At 70.4% G+C, this 17,788-nt stretch carries 18 protein-coding genes; 14 read left to right on the top strand and 4 right to left on the bottom strand.

The genetic code is table 11. The features are described 5' to 3' along the window. Positions 1-36: 36 nt before the first annotated feature. The 5 genes from NJE57_RS15755 (at position 37) to NJE57_RS15775 (ending at position 4,633) form a co-directional block, all read left to right on the top strand. A complete protein-coding gene (locus NJE57_RS15755; protein WP_319029465.1) occupies positions 37-294 on the top strand; it encodes an HPr family phosphocarrier protein in 258 nt (85 codons plus the stop codon). Then, a complete protein-coding gene (locus tag NJE57_RS15760) occupies positions 291-1,193 on the top strand; it encodes an NAD(P)H-binding protein (protein WP_319029466.1) in 903 nt (300 codons plus the stop codon). Before NJE57_RS15755 ends, NJE57_RS15760 begins: the two co-directional genes overlap by 4 nt. Before the next feature lie 91 nt (positions 1,194-1,284). After that, positions 1,285-1,950: a TetR/AcrR family transcriptional regulator gene (locus tag NJE57_RS15765; RefSeq protein WP_319029467.1), complete on the top strand. Its 666-nt coding sequence runs from the start codon at positions 1,285-1,287 to the stop codon at positions 1,948-1,950. A gap of 131 nt (positions 1,951-2,081) precedes the next feature. After that, on the top strand, positions 2,082-3,083 hold the full coding sequence (locus NJE57_RS15770) for a diiron oxygenase (protein WP_319029468.1): 1,002 nt from the start codon (positions 2,082-2,084) through the stop codon (positions 3,081-3,083). Next, on the top strand, positions 3,083-4,633 hold the full coding sequence (locus NJE57_RS15775) for an FAD-dependent oxidoreductase (protein WP_319029469.1): 1,551 nt from the start codon (positions 3,083-3,085) through the stop codon (positions 4,631-4,633). Before NJE57_RS15770 ends, NJE57_RS15775 begins: the two co-directional genes overlap by 1 nt. 75 nt (positions 4,634-4,708) lie before the next feature. Here NJE57_RS15775 and eutC read toward each other — a convergent pair whose 3' ends face one another. The 3 genes from eutC to eat are packed head-to-tail and all read right to left on the bottom strand — an operon-like array spanning position 4,709 to position 8,318. Then, positions 4,709-5,473: an ethanolamine ammonia-lyase subunit EutC gene (gene eutC, locus NJE57_RS15780; RefSeq protein ID WP_319029470.1), complete on the bottom strand. Its 765-nt coding sequence runs from the start codon at positions 5,471-5,473 to the stop codon at positions 4,709-4,711. Then, positions 5,470-6,882, bottom strand: coding sequence for an ethanolamine ammonia-lyase subunit EutB (locus tag NJE57_RS15785; protein WP_319029471.1), 1,413 nt, complete (start codon positions 6,880-6,882; stop codon positions 5,470-5,472). Before NJE57_RS15785 ends, eutC begins: the two co-directional genes overlap by 4 nt. Further along, the gene (eat, locus tag NJE57_RS15790; protein ID WP_319029472.1) at positions 6,879-8,318 is read right to left on the bottom strand and encodes an ethanolamine permease; all 1,440 of its coding nucleotides are present in this window, start codon (positions 8,316-8,318) and stop codon (positions 6,879-6,881) included. Before eat ends, NJE57_RS15785 begins: the two co-directional genes overlap by 4 nt. Positions 8,319-8,541: 223 nt before the next feature. Here eat and NJE57_RS15795 point away from each other — a divergent pair, with 223 nt between their 5' ends. Together NJE57_RS15795 and NJE57_RS15800 are read left to right on the top strand one after the other, a co-directional pair. Next, positions 8,542-9,513, top strand: coding sequence for an alpha/beta hydrolase family protein (locus NJE57_RS15795; RefSeq protein WP_413464427.1), 972 nt, complete (start codon positions 8,542-8,544; stop codon positions 9,511-9,513). 225 nt (positions 9,514-9,738) lie between these two features. Beyond that, positions 9,739-10,941, top strand: a complete 1,203-nt coding sequence (locus NJE57_RS15800) for a 12-oxophytodienoate reductase (protein ID WP_319029473.1) — start codon at positions 9,739-9,741, stop codon at positions 10,939-10,941. Positions 10,942-10,965: 24 nt separating this feature from the next. On the opposite strand, the gene NJE57_RS15805 is transcribed toward NJE57_RS15800, so the two are convergent. Continuing rightward, positions 10,966-11,613, bottom strand: a complete 648-nt coding sequence (locus tag NJE57_RS15805) for a TetR/AcrR family transcriptional regulator (RefSeq protein WP_319029474.1) — start codon at positions 11,611-11,613, stop codon at positions 10,966-10,968. Between the two features lie 80 nt (positions 11,614-11,693). On the opposite strand from NJE57_RS15805, the gene NJE57_RS15810 reads away from it, so the two are divergent. From NJE57_RS15810 to NJE57_RS15840, 7 genes are all read left to right on the top strand, one after another. Continuing rightward, positions 11,694-12,302 (top strand): GNAT family N-acetyltransferase, encoded by a 609-nt coding sequence (locus NJE57_RS15810; RefSeq protein ID WP_319029475.1) that lies wholly within the window; start codon positions 11,694-11,696, stop codon positions 12,300-12,302. Then, positions 12,295-12,855, top strand: a complete 561-nt coding sequence (locus NJE57_RS15815; protein ID WP_319029476.1) for a GNAT family N-acetyltransferase — start codon at positions 12,295-12,297, stop codon at positions 12,853-12,855. Before NJE57_RS15810 ends, NJE57_RS15815 begins: the two co-directional genes overlap by 8 nt. A gap of 52 nt (positions 12,856-12,907) precedes the next feature. Next, complete coding sequence (locus NJE57_RS15820; protein ID WP_319029477.1) at positions 12,908-13,570, top strand: hypothetical protein; 663 nt, start codon at positions 12,908-12,910, stop codon at positions 13,568-13,570. A 139-nt stretch (positions 13,571-13,709) separates the two neighbouring features. After that, on the top strand, positions 13,710-15,167 hold the full coding sequence (locus NJE57_RS15825) for a PepSY domain-containing protein (protein WP_319029478.1): 1,458 nt from the start codon (positions 13,710-13,712) through the stop codon (positions 15,165-15,167). 35 nt (positions 15,168-15,202) lie between these two features. Then, positions 15,203-16,579 (top strand): TrkH family potassium uptake protein, encoded by a 1,377-nt coding sequence (locus NJE57_RS15830; RefSeq protein ID WP_319029479.1) that lies wholly within the window; start codon positions 15,203-15,205, stop codon positions 16,577-16,579. Then, on the top strand, positions 16,572-17,252 hold the full coding sequence (locus NJE57_RS15835; RefSeq protein ID WP_319029480.1) for a TrkA family potassium uptake protein: 681 nt from the start codon (positions 16,572-16,574) through the stop codon (positions 17,250-17,252). Before NJE57_RS15830 ends, NJE57_RS15835 begins: the two co-directional genes overlap by 8 nt. Positions 17,253-17,288: 36 nt before the next feature. Continuing rightward, complete coding sequence (locus NJE57_RS15840; RefSeq protein WP_319029481.1) at positions 17,289-17,786, top strand: carbonic anhydrase; 498 nt, start codon at positions 17,289-17,291, stop codon at positions 17,784-17,786. The last annotated feature ends 2 nt before the right edge of the window (positions 17,787-17,788 follow it).

The raw sequence follows: 17,788 nt of genomic DNA on the forward strand, positions 1-17,788 counted from the left end.
GAACAGCCCACCAGCAACCACGTCCAAGGAGACACCATGCCCAGTAAAGCCGTCATCGTCGGATCCGCCGAGGGGCTGCACGCCCGCCCGGCGGGGATCATCGCCGAGGCCGCCGAGAAGTACGACACGGACATCGAGATCACCTTCGACGGCGAGGAGGCCGACGCCGCGTCCGCGATGCTGATCATGGCACTCGGTGCCGAGAAGGGCGCCGAGGTCACCGTGAGCGGGGACGACGCGGACGCCGTGGCCGAGATCGCCGCCCTCGTCGAGAAGGACCTCGACGAGGGATGACCGTCCTCGTGGTGGGGTCGGGCGGGTACCTGGGGTCGCGCCTCGTGCCCGCCCTGCTGACCCGCGGGCACCGGGTCCGCGCCGGCTTCACCGATCCGCGGCGGTCCTCCGCCTTCGGGTGGGGCCGGAGGGTGGACCCGGTGCGCTGCGACGTCCTCGATCCCGCGACGCTGCCCGGTGCGCTGGACGGAGTGGACTCGGTCGTCTACCTGGTGCACCGGATGGGGGCGGGACCGGATTTCCGGTCCGAGGACGCGGCGGGCGCGGAGGCGATGCGTGAGGCGATGGCCGCGGCGGGAGTCCGCCGGTGCGTGTACGTCTCCGGACTCGCCCCGTCCGGTGACGAGCGTCGGCCCCTGTCGCGGCACATGGCGTCCCGACTCGAGGTCGAGGAACTGCTCTCGGCCGGGCCCACGCCGGTGCTCACCCTGCGGGCCGGGATCATCCTCGGCGCGGGATCGATGAGCTTCGAGATGCTGCGCACCCTGTGCGAGCGGCTGCCCGTCCAGCCGGTGCCCCGGTGGATGCGCCACCGCCGCGTGGAACCCGTGGCCGAACGCGACGTCGTCGAAGCCCTGTGTCGCGCGCTCGAGGTCACGCCCCGCTCCGGCCACCGTGACCTCGGCTGCGGTGAGGCGCTCACCTACCCCGCACTGCTGCGCAGGTTCTCCCGCATCGCCGGAGTGCCCACGGTCCGGGTGCCGGTCCTCGGCGTGCCGTGGGATCTGGTCGCGGCCGGTCTGACTCCCCTCGTCGACGAGGGCGCCGACACCGTCGGTCCGCTCATCGAGAGTCTGCAACACGACATGGTGGCCGCCGGGCGGGCGTCGGATCTGTTCCCCGGGACGTGGGAGATGACGGGGGTCGACGACGCCATCCGGCGGGCGCTCGTGGGCTGACGGCATGAATCGGGCCCGCCGCACCGGATGACGCCAGACCGGGTCATGCCACACCGCGGCGCGAGCGCGCACGGTGGGGGACAATCGACTGATGGCCCCGAATCTGCCGTTCACCGCCGCGACCTTCATCCGCGCCGCCCTGGACCGCCACGGGCCGAGCGGCACCATTGACGAGATCGGGGAGAAACTCCTCAACGCGGCGGTGCGGCAGTTCGAACTCTTCGGCGTGACCCGGTCGACGATGGGGGACATCACGCAACGATCGGGCCTGTCACGGATGACCCTCTACCGCCGGTTCTCCAACAAACAGGAACTGATCAACGCCGTCCTGCTCCGGGAATCCGGACGCATCCTGGCCGGGTTGAAACAGGAGATCGACCGGTACGACGACGTGGAGTCCAAGCTCACCGAGGGCTTCCTGTACACCGTCGAGACCCTGCGCGGCCACGGCCTGCTCAACCGGCTGCTCGAGAGCGAGCCCGAGGTCGCCCTCCCCTATCTCACCGTCCGCGGCGAGCCACTGGTCCGCAGCAGTGCCGAGTTCCTCGCCTCCGAGATGGCCACGAGTCTCGACGACTCCCGGACCCACGAGGAACTCCTGATGGCCGCCGAAGTGGCCGTCCGACTGGTCATCTCGTTCGTCCTCACCCCCTCGACGACCATCGACCTGGACGACCCCGAGGTGGCGCGCGAATTCGCGCGCCGGCATCTCGGCCCGCAGCTCCGGGCCGGGCGGGGGCATCCCGACGCGGAGTAGGCGGTTGACGACCGATCGTTGACACAGAGGTCCCCGCTGTCTAGCCTCAGTTACAAAGAGACCTCGGGTGTCACTCTGTACATCGCTGGTCTCCCGCCCGACCCGCAATGTCGGTATCGAAAGGGAACGCCATGACCGCACCCGCCCACGCCCCCTCTCCCTCAACGTCCCGCCAGGAGTACGACGCCACGCTGCTCCGCCTGTCCGAGGCATCGGTCCGACGCCACTTCGACGCGTTCGTCGACGTCCCCTGGGACCACCCCGACTTCCGCGTGGATCGCAGCGACGAACGCTGGGTACTGCCCGCGGCCGTGGACCCGCTGGGCGCCCACCCCTGGTACCAGGCGCTGCCCGTCGAGACCCAGATCGAGATCGGCCTGTGGCGCCAGGCCAACATCATGAAGGTCGGCCTGCAGTTCGAGAACATCCTGATCCGCGGGATCATGCAGTACATCTCGAACCTGGACAACGGGTCGGCCGAGTTCCGCTACCTCACCCACGAGGCGACCGAGGAGTGCCACCACACCCAGATGTTCCAGCAGGGCGTCAACATCATCGGCGCCGACGTACCCGGGCTGCCGCGCTGGATGCGCCGGGTCTCGCCGATCATCCCGTGGTTCGCGTCCCTCACCCCGGTGGGCTTCTTCATCGGCGTCCTCGCGGGCGAGGAGCCCATCGACCACACCCAGAAGCAGATCCTGCGCGGGGCCGACGAACTCCCTCCCGTACTGAGCCGCATCATGGAGATCCATGTGGCGGAGGAGGCGCGGCACATCTCCTTCGCGCACACCTACGTCGCCCGACACGCGCCCCGGATGAGCCGCGGCCAGACCTTCGCGGTCTCCCTGGCCTTCCCCGTGATCATGCGGGTGTTGTGCGACGCCATCCTCAAACCGACCAAGGAGTTCCGCGAGGAGTTCGACGTCCCCCGCGAGGTCATCGACGAGCTGTACTGGGGCAGCCCGCGGTCCCGCGAGTTCCTGTCCGACCTCTTCTCCGACGTCCGGATGCTCGCCGAACAGTCCGGCCTGATGAACCCCCTCGCTCGGCGGGTCTGGCGGGCGCTGAAGATCGACGGCCGCGCCTCCCGCTACCGCAGCGAGCCGCCCGTCACGTACTCGACCGGCGCCTGATGCCCCACGTCGTCACCCAGGCGTGTTGCGCCGACGCCTCGTGCGTCCACGCCTGTCCGGTCAACTGCATCCATCCCACTCCGGACGAGCCGGACTTCGCCACCGCCGAGATGCTCTACATCGATCCGGACGTGTGTGTGGACTGCGGGGCATGCGTGGGCGCCTGCCCGGTGGGCGCGATCGTGCCGGACGACCGGCTCGCCCCGACCGAGCAGGTGTTCCTCGACCTCAACGCCGTGCTGAGTACGCCCTCGCGCCCGTACCCGCCCCAGGCGCCGGTCCCCCCGATCCGCCGCCTGGAGCGCGGCCCCGGCCCCGCCGGTGAACCTCTGCGGGTGGCGATCGTCGGCGCCGGACCCGCCGCCCTGTACGCCGCCGACGAGCTGCTCCGGCAGCCGGGCGTCGAGGTGACCGTCTTCGACCGCCTGCCCGTGCCCCACGGGCTCGCCCGGCACGGTGTCGCCCCCGACCACCTGCGGACGAGGTCGGTCACCGACCTGTTCGCCCTCATCGAGGCCCAGCCCGGATTCGCCTACCGGCTGGGGGTGGAGATCGGACGTGACCTGGCCGTCGACGAGGTGGCCGCACACCATGACGCAGTGATCTACGCGACCGGGGCCAGCACCGACCGCCCTCTCGAGATCCCGGGCACCGATCGGTACGGGAGCATGTCCGCGACCGAGGTCGTGTCCTGGTACAACGCCCACCCGGACCATGTGGACACGGCTGTCCCGCTCGACCATGAGCGAGCCGTCATCGTGGGCAACGGCAACGTGGCGCTGGACGTGGCCAGGATTCTCGCCACACCCGCGGATGCCCTCGCCGGGACCGACATCTCGCCCACCGCACTCGCGGCGCTGCGGGACAGCCGTGTCCGCGAGGTCGTGGTGCTGGGTCGTCGCGGACCCGCACAGGCGGCGTTCACCCTCCCCGAGCTGATCGGTCTGGCCTCGCGGGAGGACATCGACCTGCGGGTCGAGGCCCCGGACGGGATCGACCCCGGTGCGGAGAGCGATCGGCAGCGGCAGCTCACCCTGGAGTGCCTGGCCGAGGTGGCCGCGCGCCCGCCGCGGCCGGACAGGCCCCGGATCGTCCTGCGTTTCCAGACCTCGCCGGTGGAGGTCCTCGGGGACGAGCGGGTGGAGGGACTGCGTATCGCCCGGACCGAGCTGACGGCCGAGGACGGCGTGGTGCGCGCGGTTCCCCGTCCGGGGTCGGAGGAGGTCCTGCCCGCGGGCCTGGTGCTGCGGTCCGTGGGTTACCGCGGCGTCCCCGTGCCGGGCGTGCCGTTCGACCCGGCGACGGCGACGATCCCCAATCGCGCCGGCCGCGTGCTCGACAATCCCGGCGGGATCGAGGTCCCGGGTTCGTACGTGGTCGGGTGGATCAAACGCGGCCCGCGCGGGTTCATCGGTTCCAACAAGACCTGCGCGCGGGAGACGGTCGACGCGCTGCTCGCCGACGCCAACGCCGGCCGACTCGCCGCTCCCCGCTCGGCGAGGGAGTTTGCGACGCTGTTGAGCCGCCGCGTGGCGGTGGCCGCAACCTGAGCGGGCCCGGCGGGTCGGCCAGGTCGCGCTGTTCTCGGCACGGTGACCCGAGTAACCAGCCCTCAGGCGCGGGCGCTACTCGAGCGTCACCGCGTCCGAGGCGTCCACCTCGACCGCCCGCGAGGTGTCCTTGAGCGCCACCCCGGACGCGCCGAGCGCTCGGGCACCCGCGATGAGCCGGGCGACGATGTGCGCGGACCGGGCGTAGCCGAGCCCGTCCGGCGGGTGGATGTTGGAGATGCAGTTGCGGGCGGCGTCGGACATGCCCGGGGCGGGCAGGTGGGTCAGGTAGATGCCCAGGCTGTCCGCGACCGAGAGACCCGGCCGCTCGCCGATGATCACGACGACCGTGCGCACTCCCATCGCCTGGGCGAGGTGATCGCCCAGCGCCACCCGGGCCTCGGTCGCGATCACGGGCGGCGCGATCGAATAGAGCTCGGACAGCTCGGACACCAGCGCGTCGAGTAACCCGGCGCCGTGGTCCATCAGTGCCCGAGGCGACAGGCCGTCGGCCAGGACGAGGCCCACATCGAACTCCCCCGTGGTGATCGAGGAGAGGTCCTGCGGAACCCTGCCCAGATCCGGGCGCCGCAGGTATTCCGCTCGCGAGGAGGCCTGCGAGGTGACCACGGCGGGCACGCCGATGCCGACTTCCTCCACCTGCACGGCGAGAGCGTCGACCTCCAGCGGCATGTGCACCGCATCGCGTGCGGCGGCATGAGCGGACCGGAACTCCAGGACGCGATGAGTCGGTAGCGAGTCGCCGGCGCGGCCCAGCCCGATGCGCGCCTGGGTACTACGCCGCAGCTCGTCCCAGAAGGACGGTTCGATCCCGCTCATCGCGTCCCCGTCAGCGCTCGGAGCGGCGACTCGGCCGCGTCCACGTCCAGGAGCCGTCCGTGCGCATCGACCATGCCCAGGCGGTCGAGCCAGGCCGCGAACTCGGGAGCCGGGGCCAGTCCCGACACCTGCCTGACGTACAGCACATCGTGGAAGCTCAGGCTCTGGTAACCGAGCATCACATCGTCGGCGCCGGGGACCGCGATGACGAACGCGGCACCCGCCGCCCCCAGGAGCGTGAGCAGCGTGTCCATGTCGTCCTGATCGGCTTCGGCATGGTTGGTGTAGCAGACGTCCACACCCATCGGCAGCCCGAGGAGCTTGGCGCAGAAGTGGTCCTCGAGCCCGGCGCGGATGATCTGTTTGCCGTCGTAGAGGTATTCCGGCCCGATGAACCCGACGACGGTGTTGACCAGGAGCGGCTCGAGGTCGCGGCACACCGCGTAGGCCCTGGCCTCGAGGGTCTGCTGGTCCACGGGCCGGCCGCCCGTCCCCAGGTGTGCGCCCGCGCTCAACGCGGAGCCCTGCCCGGTCTCCAGGTACATCACGTTGTCGCCCACGGTGCCGCGGTGCAGCGAGCGGCCCGCCTCGTTGGCCTCGCGGAGCAGCGAGAGGGTCACACCGAAACCGGAGTTGGCCCCCTCGGTGCCGGCGACCGACTGGAACACCAGGTCCACCGGTGCTCCCTTCTCGATCAGTTCCATAGTGGTGGTCACGTGCGACAGGACGCAGGACTGCGTGGGGATCTCGAAGCGCTGCCTGATCTCGTCGAGCAGGTACAGCAGGTCCGACGTGGCGTGCGGGGAGTCCGTCGCCGGATTGACGCCGATCACCGCATCGCCGGAACCCAGGAGCAGACCGTCGAGGGTGGCCGCGGCGATGCCCCGCGGATCGTCGGTCGGGTGGTTGGGCTGCAGGCGGGTGGCGAGCGTGCCCGGCAATCCGACGGTGGTGCGGAACGCGGACGTCACCCGGACCGCGCGGGCCACCGAGATCAGGTCCTGGTTGCGCATCAGCTTGCTCACCGCCGCCACCATCTCCGGGGTCAGCCCCGCGGCGACGGAGTCCAACGTCGCGGCCGCCCCGGGCGAGGCCGCGACCTCGAGCAGCCAGTCGCGCAGGCCTCCAACGGTGAGGTGGGCCAGCGGAGCAAAGGCGGCGCGATCATGGGAGTCGACGATGAGACGGGTGACCTCGTCGGTCTCGTACGGCACCAGCAGGTCCTCGAGGAAGGTCTCGAGCAGGACGTCGGCGAGCGCCCATTGCGCGGCGGCCCGTTCGGCATCGGAGGACGCCGCGCACCCGGCCAGTTCGTCCCCCGATCGCTGCGGCGACGCCTTGGCCATCAGCTCGACGAGGCCGTCGAACTGATAGGTCGTTCCCGAGACCTGCTGGGTGTACGTCCTCATTCGAGCTCTGCTTCCGCTCTGGCCAGTGCGGCGAACTCCTCGTCCGGGGAGTTGGCGACGAGGTGGTGCCGACTGTAGATACCGAAGTACAGCATGAACGCACCGAACACCACCAGGCACCAGAGCGCGGCAGTGCTGTTGACGAGGAAGGTGGCCACCACGGCCAGCGCGGCGATGACGAGCGCGAACCCTGTGGTCACGACGCCACCCGGGGTCCGGTACGGGCGCTCCATATCCGGTTCCCTGCGACGCAGCACGATGTGGCTGACCATCATCAGGACGTAGCTGAGCGCTGCGCCGAACACCGCCATGTTGAGCAGCATGTCGCCCTGTCCGGTGAGCGAGAGCAGGAACCCGATGACCCCCGGGACGATGAGGGCCAGGGTCGGCGCCTTGCGCGAGTTGGTGACGGACAGCGTCGTGGGCAGGTAGCCGGCGCGGGAGAGGGCGAACAGCTGACGGGAGTAGGCGTACATGATCGAGAAGAAACTGGCGACGAGTCCGGCGAGCCCGATGTAGTTGACGACCTTCGCGGCCGTCCCGTCTCCGAGCGCCTCGACCAGGGGGTTGCCCGAGGACTGGATGGCGTCCGCGCCACCGGCTCCGGTGGCCAGGACCAGAACGGCGGTCGCGGTGACGAGCAGGACGCCCATCGCCGCGATGATGCCGCGGGGGACGTTCCTGGACGGGTCCTTCGCCTCCTCGGCGGCCAGCGGCACGCCCTCGATGGCGAGGAAGAACCAGATCGCGAACGGAACGGCAGCCCAGATCCCGATGACGCCGAACGGCAGGAAGCTCGAGGCGCCGGCGGCGTCGGTCGGAGCGATGTTGGTGAGGTTGGACGCCTCGAACTGACCCGCCGCGGCCACCGCGAAGACGATGAGTCCGACGAGAGCGATCGCGGTGATGACGAACATGACCTTGAGCGCCTCACCCGCACCGGACAGGTGGATGCCGATGAAGATCGCGTACACGGCGAGGTAGATCCACCAGCCGTCGGTGATGCCGAACAGGTTCAGGGATTCCACGTACGCGCCGATGAACGTCGCGATGGCAGCGGGCGCGATGGCGTACTCGATGAGGATGGCCGTTCCGGTGGCGAACCCACCCCATGGTCCCAACGCCCGCCGCGCGAAGGTGTAGCCGCCGCCCGCGGCCGGGAGCGCCGAGGACATCTCCGCCATGCCCAGCACCATGGCCAGGTACATGGCGGCGATGATCACGGCCGCGATGAGCAGTCCACCGAACCCGCCCTGTTCCAGACCGAAGTTCCACCCGGAGTAGTCGCCGGAGATCACGTAGCTGACGCCGAGACCCGCGAGCAGCACCCACCCCGCGGTGCCCTTCTTCAACTGGCGCCTGGCCAGGTAGTCGCTGCCCTCGACGTGCGACTGCGTGCCGTCGTGATGGCTGCTGATCGATTCTGTGGCGGACATGCGCGGCCTCTCCCGAAGCAAGATCGACGGATTCGCGCGGGGTGCGCGGACCGGATCACCGTAGGTCCGCGGTGTAAGCACGGGGTCGACGCACTGTGACGGCCCGGTTACGACGATTGGCGGTGTACCGGGGCGGCCGTCGACCAGTCGGACTCGCCGGGACGCTCACACCTCTGGCACCGAAATGCGTGACCTCCGACCCGCGGTCCGGACACTCACTAGGCTGACGCACGTGAAGCGGACGACTCGGACCCGGTCCACCGTTGCTGTGGCGGCATCCCTGATCGCGGCCATGATCGTCGGTGGCTGCGCCTCCGGTGCCTCCGGTGGCGATGTCGCCGAGCAGGACGACGTCGCCCAGCGGGATGAGCACCACTACGAGCGGATCGCCTATCCCACCCGAGGGGAATCGGACCCGAGCCAGAACTGGGGCGACCTCTACCTGCCGGCCGGACAGCACGCCGAGGACTCGGTGCCGTTGGTCGTGCTCATCCACGGCGGTTCGTGGGCGTCCCAGCTCGGCGCCGAGGTGTTGAACTCCTTCGCTGACGATCTCGTCGATCGCGGAATGGCCGTGTACAACATCGAGTACCGGCGCGTCGGCTCCGGCGGAGGGTGGCCGATCACCTTCAGCGACGTCGCCGACGCCCTGGATCACGTGGTCCGCCTCGACGAGCAGTACCCCGAGCTCACCACCGACGACGAACTCGTGGTCGGCCACAGCGCCGGCGCTCAGCTGGCCATGTGGTCCGGTACCCGCCACTCCCTGAACGACGACGAGGTCGGCAGCGACCCCGCGTTCCGGCCGACCCGCGTTGTCTCCCTGGCCGGGCCCCTGGACATGATCTATGCCGCCACCCACGGCGACGACCGCATCGTCACAGCCCTCGGAGGCCCGCCAGAGGAGGTCCCGGATCGCTACGCGTCCGTCGACCCCATCCAGAACATCGACCCGCGCATCCCGGTGATTGCCGTACACGGCACCGCCGACACAATGGTCTCCCCCGAGAACTCCGTTCGCTACATCGACGCCGTGGAGCAGCACAACGGGATCGGGAACCTCGTGCTGGCCGACGGCGAGGACCACGTCTCACTGGTCAGCGCAGATTCCGCGCACTACCAGCGCATCCTCGACATCATCTCCGAGACCTCGGACAAGACGGTCGACGAACTGGAACAACAGCACTCGGGATAGTCAGCACCCTCACGTGGAGCACGCCCAGGGCACGTCGATCCACTCGATGACCGACTCTCCCGGCGCCTACGTGTGCCCTCAGCAGTCCGCACGGTTCGTCGCCAGTAGTCCGAACGGCGCTTCGCTCTTCGACCGATCTGGGTACTATTGACAGTTGTCAAGTGATGGCGGCGCGGGCGCGGGCCTGGCGGGCCGCCGTCACCGGAGAAGAAGAGGTCGCAAGAGATGACGCCATCGGTCACCACCACTCGTGAGGCCCTGTTCCGCCCCCTCGAGGTCGGATCCATGCAGCTGGCCAACCGCCTGGTCATGTCGCCCATGACCCGCATGGGCTGCCCGGACGCGCTGCCCGACGAGGTGAACCGCGACTACTACGCCTCCCGCGCCGCCGGCGGGACGGCCTTGATCATCACCGAGGGGATCGGGGTCGATCACCCGACCTCGGTGGATCACGCCTGGATCCCCCGCCTCGACGGCCCGGAGTCCGTGGCCGCCTGGAGGCAGGTGACCGACGCGGTCCACGCGGCCGGGGGCCGAATACTCGCACAGCTGTGGCACGTCGGCCCGCTCTGGGGCGCCAACGCCCGCTTCGACAGGGCGAATCGGGACCGGTTGATGGAGATGCACCCGATGCGGCCGTCCGGCCGGTGGGGCACCCCGGGCGTCACCACCTATTCCGAACGGAGCGTCGCCCGGTGGTCGCCGGAGGTCGCGCCGATGACCGAGGGGGAGATCGCCGAGGTGATCAGTGCTTTCGCCCGGTCGGCCCGACTGGCCATCGAGGCCGGGTTCGACGGCGTGACCCTGCACGGCGGCCACGGATACCTGCTCGACTCGTTCGTCTGGGCCGACACCAACCGGCGCACCGACGCCTGGGGCGGCGACCTGGCGGCGCGGAGCCGGTTCCCCGCCGCGGTGGTGGCCGGGGTCCGTGAGGCGATCGGGCCCGACGCCCCGCTGTTCTACCGCTTCTCCCAGCACACCCAGCAGGACTACACCGCCCGCAAGGCCACCACGCCGGACGAGCTGGGGGTGTACCTGGGCGCCCTCGCCGACGCCGGGGTGGACCTGCTCGACGCCTCCACGAGGCGGTTCGACGACCCGGCGTTCCCCGACCTGGAGGGCGACGACGGCGAGGTGTCCCTGGCCGGATGGGCCCGCCGGCTCACCGGGTTGCCGACGGGCGCGGTGGGCGGGGTGGGGATCGGGGCCTCGCTCCGCGAGCAGAAGTCCGGGAAGCCGGCCCACACCGCGGACAACATCGATGCCGTGGTGGACTGCCTGGAGGCCGGGCAGTTCGATCTCATCTCAGTGGGACGACTCCACCTGGCGGATCCGGCGATCGCCACCGTCCTGCGCACCGGGGCCCCGTTGCCGGAGTTCGTGCGCGAGGTCCACGAGATGCCGCTGCGCAGCCCCGAAGCCTGATCTCACTCCGGGGGTGAGCACGGGTCAGGAACCCGCCAGCCGCTCGATCCCGTCTTGCATCAGATCCAGGGCGGTCCCAAAGACGGCACCGGGGTCGATCCCGCGATAGTCGTCCAGGAGCGCGGCGGTGAGCGGATAGTCCTCGGCGGGCAGGGCCTCGATCTCCGCCGCGGTGACGTCGTCCACGGGAGCGACCATCCCGAGGGCCTCCGCGGTGGCCAGTCCGAGGACGGTCGCGTACCAGCCCACGGTCACCGACACGACCTGCGGCAGGGGGACCCCGGCGCTCAGCATCGCGGCGTGCACCGCCTCGGTCGTGGCGTAGTCGGCGGAACCGGTGTGCGTGAATCGCTGGAGCAGCGGGAAGGTCTGGGGATACGCCCTGGCCAGAGTGCGGTACTGCTCCGCCACGTGCCGAAGGGCCGTCCGCCAGGGCACGCCGGGCGGGGCGGGTCGCACCTGACCGTCGAGCCACGACGCCATGGCCCGGGCCAGACCCTGCTTGGACCCGAAGTGGTAGGCCACCGACATCGCGTCGCACCCCGCCGCGCGACCGACACCGCGCATGCTGAACGAGTCGCGCCCGCCCTCCTCGAGAACGCCGATCGCGGCCTCGACGATCGAGGCGGGGGACAACCCCCTCGGCCCACGTCCGACCTGGCGCTTCGCCATCAGTACCCCCCACTTTCGGGCCGACGGGCCCCGCAGGCTTTTCTACATCGTAGAATAGCGCCGAGTCGAGGGAGGCAGACGTGGTGGAGGTCAGGCCCGCGGTGGCGTCCGATGCGCCGGCCATCGGGACGATGCTGGGGGAGGCGTTCGGTGACGATCCGGCGTGGGCGCTGTTCTTCCCCGACGGCGCCTCCAGGCCGGCACACCTGGCCGCCCACTACCGCCACTACGTACGTCGACACCCGGACCGGGTCGACGTGGCCGTGGAGGACGGGCAGACGTTGGGGGCGTTGCTGTGGGAACCACCCCGCCGCGACGCAGGTCGGTGGGCACGATGGGGCACAAGGGTCGCCGCGGCGCTCCGTCTGCTGGTCTCCCCCACGGCGAGGCGCGGGAGAGCCCACACCCGCGCGGTCGAGGCACACCGGCCGTCGGAGCCGCACTGGTATTTCCACGACATCGCCACCGGACCACGGGCTCGCGGGAAAGGGATCGGGTCCGCCCTCCTGCGCCACCGCCTCGACATCATCGATCGAGGTGTGCCGGAGCCGGTGTTCCTCGAGGCGACCACCTCGGGGAGCCGCCGCCTGTACGAGCGGTTCGGCTTCTCCCCCGTGGGCATCGTGCCCACGGGGCCCGGACAGGAGTCCACGGCGATGATCCGACCCGCAGGAGCCCAGAATGACTGACCCCCGCCTCGCCTCGCCGGACGATCTCGCCCCCGCCGCAGAGACCCTGGCCGAGGCGTTCGCGCACTACCCCTGGACGCGTCACGTCATCCCCGAGGAGGGGTACGCCGATCGCCTGCTCACGCTGCAGCATCTCTATCTGGCACATGCCCACAGGCACGGGATCGTCGCCGTCGACACCGGGCGCGACGGCGTGATCGCACTCCTGCCCCCGGACGCGCCGGACCCCGACGACGCGACCCTCGACCAGATCGTGGCCCTGCACGGCGACCGGATCGACAGGCTGGCCCACGGATCCGCGCCGCACGACGGCTGGACCCTCGAGACCCTCGGCGTTCGCCCCTCCGCCCAGGGCCGGCGACTCGGCAGCGCCCTCATCGGCTTCGGGCTCGACGAGGCGGCACGTCGAGGCGCCCGCACCGTACGGCTGGACACCTCGGACGAGCGCAACGTCCGTCTGTACGAGCGGCACGGGTTCCACGTGAACGACCGGAGCGATCGCCCGGGCGGGCCACCCGTCTGGCATATGGAGGTCGACGTCCTGTCCCGCTGATCGCCCGACCCTTGCTGCCCCTGCGTCGACGAGGTGGCGTAGTTTCTCCGTCGTGACCAGGCGCTGCGACCCGATGGCGCAGTGGCGCGCGGTGGCGGTGGTGTTCGCGTCAGTGCTCACCGCGTCGGCCGCGCACACGGCTGCCGGGGGAGGAGTGCCGGGGCCGGGCGGATGGGCAGTAGTGTTCCTGTGCCTGATCCCGGTCACCGCGCTCGCCCGGGGCCGGGCTGGCCGAGGGGCACCGGGCCTGGCGTTGGCAGGGCTCCTGGGCCAAGCAGTCGGTCACGTCGCGCTGTCGGTCGTCACTCTCTCGCCCACCACCCGTCACGCCGGAGTCGCAGGCCACCACTCGCCCGCTTCCGGGCACACCCAGGCGGCCACCGCCGGTCACGGGCTCGGCCATGGTCACGGGGTCCCGCCCCTGCCCCCCGGCGCGGGCTGGGGGGCCACCACCGACGCGCTGGCCCATCAGGCGCACCTGGAGCCGGCGATGCTCGTGGCCCACCTCGTCGGGGCGGTGCTGACCGCGGTACTGGTGGCCGCCGCCGCCGAGGGGTTGCGCCGGGTGGCGGCGCGGCTGATCCTCCTGGTTCGGTTCCTGCTCGTGCCGAGGACCCCGTTTCCTGGCACTCCCGCGGCCGCCCGGATCAGCGCTCCTGCCCCGGTGCGGCTGCTGACCGAGCGGACGCTACGCGGACCCCCGCTTCCTGCCTGATCCACCACACCCACTCCTCCGGGCCATCACCCGGCGCCAGGTGGGTGTGCGAGTCCTTCTCTCATTCTCGAACGGCCCCCCGGCGGTCTCACACGTGCGCACCGGCGGTACCCGGGCCGTGGATCAGGAGTGCCCTCCCATGCCCACCACGACCGCACAGTCCCGACCCTCCGACATCGGTGGCCCCGTACGGCAGCTCATGCTCAGGCTGCACTTCTACGTCGGTCTGCTCATCGGCCCTTTCCTGCTCATCGCCGCGGTGTCGGGCTTCTTCTACGCACTGGCACCGACGATCGAGAAGGTGGTCTACAACGATCAACTGGCCGCCGCCTCGACAGCACAGAATGTCCCGCTGTCCCGTCAGATCACCACCGCACGCACCGTGCATCCCGATCTCCCGGTGTCGAGGATCGTGCCCGGGAGCGACGGCTCCACGACCCGGGTGCTCTTCACGGACGGGGCACTGCCGTCGGAGTCGCACTCCCGCGTGGTCTTTGTGGACCCCTCCGACGGAGCGATCCGCGGCGACACCGTCCAATACGGCTCCGGTCAGGCGCTGCCCTTGCGTACCTGGTTGTCCGGGGTTCACCGCAGTCTGCACCTCGGCGACGCAGGCCGTCTGTACTCCGAGTTGGCCGCCAGCTGGCTCGCTCCGCTGGCCCTGGCCGGGGTGTACCTGTGGTGGGGCCGCACCCGCCGCGCCGGCACCTCGGCGTTGCGGTCGACCGTAGTGAGATCGACCACCGGGCTCACGGGCCGGGCGCGCCGACGCTCCCGCCACGATGTGTTGGGAACCTGGGCGCTGCTGGGCATGCTCGTCCTGTCGGCGACTGGCCTGACCTGGTCGGCCCATGCCGGACAACGGGTCTCCGACCTCCGCGCGGCACTGGGCTGGACCACGCCGTCCCTCTCAGCTCAACCGCCCGTGACCTCGCGGACCGGGTCACCCTCCGACCAGGCCGCGGACGGTCATGAGGGTCACGGCTCTCACACCGGCGCACACGGGACCGGCACCGGCACCAGCACCAGCACGGACACCGACTGGACCCCGGACGGCGCCCGGGTCGCCCTGGCCGGCGCGCATGCAACCGGGCTGACGGAGCCGGTGGAGCTCACCCCACCCGCAGGAGACGGCGGACCCTGGCTGGTGCAGGAGGTCCGGCGCTCGTGGACCCCCGGCCCCGACGCGGTCAGCATCGATGCCGCGACGGGGACGGCGGTGCAGTCGATACCGTTCTCCAGCTACCCCGCTGCCGCCAGACTCGCCGACTGGGGCATCCGATTGCACATGGGGTTCCTGTTCGGCTTGGCCAACCAACTCCTGCTGGCGGCGGTGGCCGCGGCGATCGTCGTCGTCACCATCCGGGGATACGCCCTGTGGTGGACGCGGCGACCCACCCGCTACCGCGGCCTGGCCCGGCCCCCCGTGCGCGGCGCCGCGCGCGAACTGCTGCGCCGCCGCCCCCTGGCGACCCTGATCGGCGCGATCGCGGTGGTCACGCTCGGGTGGGCCGTCCCGCTCCTGGGCATCTCACTGGCGGCCTTCCTCGTTCTGGACGCACTCCTGGGTCTCGCGGCTCGACGCGCACGCGGCTGACGTCGACGCGGACCCCTGCGTCTACGCTCTCCCCCATGGTGTCGAGGAGCACGGGTGTCCTCTCGTCGGGTGCGCGGGCGGTCCGCGCGTTCTCCTACAGCTCGCCGGCCCGCTCGGCGCTGGTGGCGTTCGCCGCGGCGATAGCCCTGTTCACCGCGTTGTTGATGATGCCGTGGGCCACCTCGACCGGAGTCTCACCGCACCTGCACGACGCCGTGTTCACGGCCACCTCCGCGGTGTCCGTGACGGGTCTGACCTCGGTCGACACCGCCGCCCACTGGTCCACGGCGGGGGAGGTGGTCATCCTGGCGGCCATCCAGGTCGGCGGCCTGGGCATCGTGACCATCTCCTCGCTGCTGGCCCTCTCGGTCACCCGCCAGTTCGGTGTGCGCACCCGGCTCCTGGCGCAGACGGGGATGTCCGCGGGCGGGTTGGGCGAGATCGGGTCGCTGATCAAGACGATCGTCGTCTCCTCGGCCGTGGTCGAGCTGGTCATCGCCCTGATCCTCGCTCCCCGACTGATCTCCCAGCAGGGTTCGTTGGGGGACGGGATCTGGCACGCCGTCTTCTACGCCGTCTCCGCGTTCAACAACGCCGGTTTCGTCCTCCACCCCGACGGGCTGGCCGCGGTGGCCCACGACCCCGTCGTCTTCTGGGCACTGATCTGCGCCGTCTTCCTGGGCAGTCTGGGTTTCCCCGTCCTGCTGGTCCTGTGGAAGCACCAGTGGCACCTGGGGAAGTGGAATCTCCACACCCGGCTGACCGTCGAGTTCAGCGTGCTGTTGATGCTGGCCGGAGCTCTCGGGTTCGCGGCCCTGGAATGGAGCAACGTCGCGACCCTCGGCGGCTCGGGAGTCGGGCAGAAGGTCCAGGACTCCCTGTTCGCCTCGGTGATGATGCGGTCCGGGGGCTTCGCCGTGATCGAGCCATCCGACACCAGGTCGTCGACCATGTTCATCACCGACGCGCTGATGTTCGTCGGCGGCGGTTCGGTGTCGACGGCCGGCGGGGTCAAGGTCACCACCCTGGCCGTCATCTTCCTCGCCTTCCTGGCCGAGGCCCGCGGCCAGGAGGACACCACCGCACACGGGCGCGCACTGCCCACATCATCGGTCCGGGTCGCCGTCTCCGTCGCCGGCATGGGATTGACCATGGTCTCCGCCTCGGCGCTCGCGTTGATGATCCTCACCGGCGAGGAACTCGAGCGCACCCTCTTCGAGTCCATCTCCGCGTTCGCCACCTGTGGTCTGAGTACCGGCCTGAGCGCTGAACTCGAGCCGGCGGGGGTGTACGTTCTGTCCGGGCTGATGTTCGCGGGCCGAGTCGGCATCATCACCTTCGCCACCGCGCTCACGATGCGAGCCCAGCGCACCAGATATCGCCTACCAACAGAGAGGCCGATCATTGGCTGACCGCAACCGTCGCCAGGCCCCGGTGCTGATCGTGGGTCTGGGCCGTTTCGGCGTCTCGCTGGCCACCCAACTCGTCTCCCAGGGACGCGAGGTGCTCGCGGTGGAGCGGGACCACGGCCTGGTCCAGAAGTACGCCGACGCCCTGACCCACGTGGTGGAGGCGGACGCCTCGGACATCGACGCCCTCCAGCAACTCGGCGCCCAGGACTTCTCCACCGCCGTCGTGGGCGTGGGCACCTCGATCGAATCGTCCGTCCTGGTCGCCGTGAACCTGGTCGACCTCGGCGTGGAGCACGTGTGGGCCAAGGCCATCAACAAGGCCCACGGGAAGATCCTCACCCGGATCGGATGTCACCACGTGGTGTTTCCCGAGCACGACGCGGGTGTGCGTGTCGCCCACCTGGTCGCCAACCAGATGATGGACTTCATCAAGTTCGACGACAACTTCGCGATCGCGCGCATGCTCCCTCCGAGGGACGTCATCGGCCGCACCATCGACCAGTGCCGCCCCCGCAGTCGCCACAAGGTCAACATCGTGGGGATCAAGCCGCCGGGCCAGCCCTTCCACTACGCGGAGCCGGAGACCTCGATCGGTCCGGAGGACGTCATCATCGTCTCCGGCCACGTCCGGGACCTCGAACGATTCGCCGACCACTCGGACCGGAAGCGATAGCGCGCACGCCAGCTCGCCCGGGACTACCCTGCGGGCATGACAGTCACCGACGAGCTGCTCGAGGCCGCCACGGCCTACAAGTCCGACTTCGACAAGGGCGACCTGCCCATGCCGCCCGGCCGGAAGATCGCCGTGGTCGCCTGCATGGACGCCCGCCTCAACCCGTACGGTCTGCTGGGGCTGACCGAGGGCGACGCCCACGTCATCCGAAACGCCGGCGGTGTGGTCACCGACGACGTCCTGCGGTCCCTCTCGATCAGCCAGCGGCTCCTGGGCACCGAGGAGATCGTGCTGATCCACCACACCGACTGCGGCATGCTCACGTTCCGCGACGACGACTTCAAGGACCAGATCCAGGCCGACACGGGTCTGCGTCCCCGGTGGGCACCAGAGGCGTTCGGCGAGGTGGAGGCGGATGTCCGCCAGTCACTGGCGCGGGTCGAGGCGGACCCGTTCCTACTGCATGGCACCGCTGTCCGCGGGTTCGTCTACGACGTGGCGACCGGGGATCTGAATGAGGTCACCCGCCGCTAGGT

This window comes from Dietzia sp. PP-33, assembly GCF_033790845.1.
Taxonomy (GTDB): domain Bacteria; phylum Actinomycetota; class Actinomycetes; order Mycobacteriales; family Mycobacteriaceae; genus Dietzia.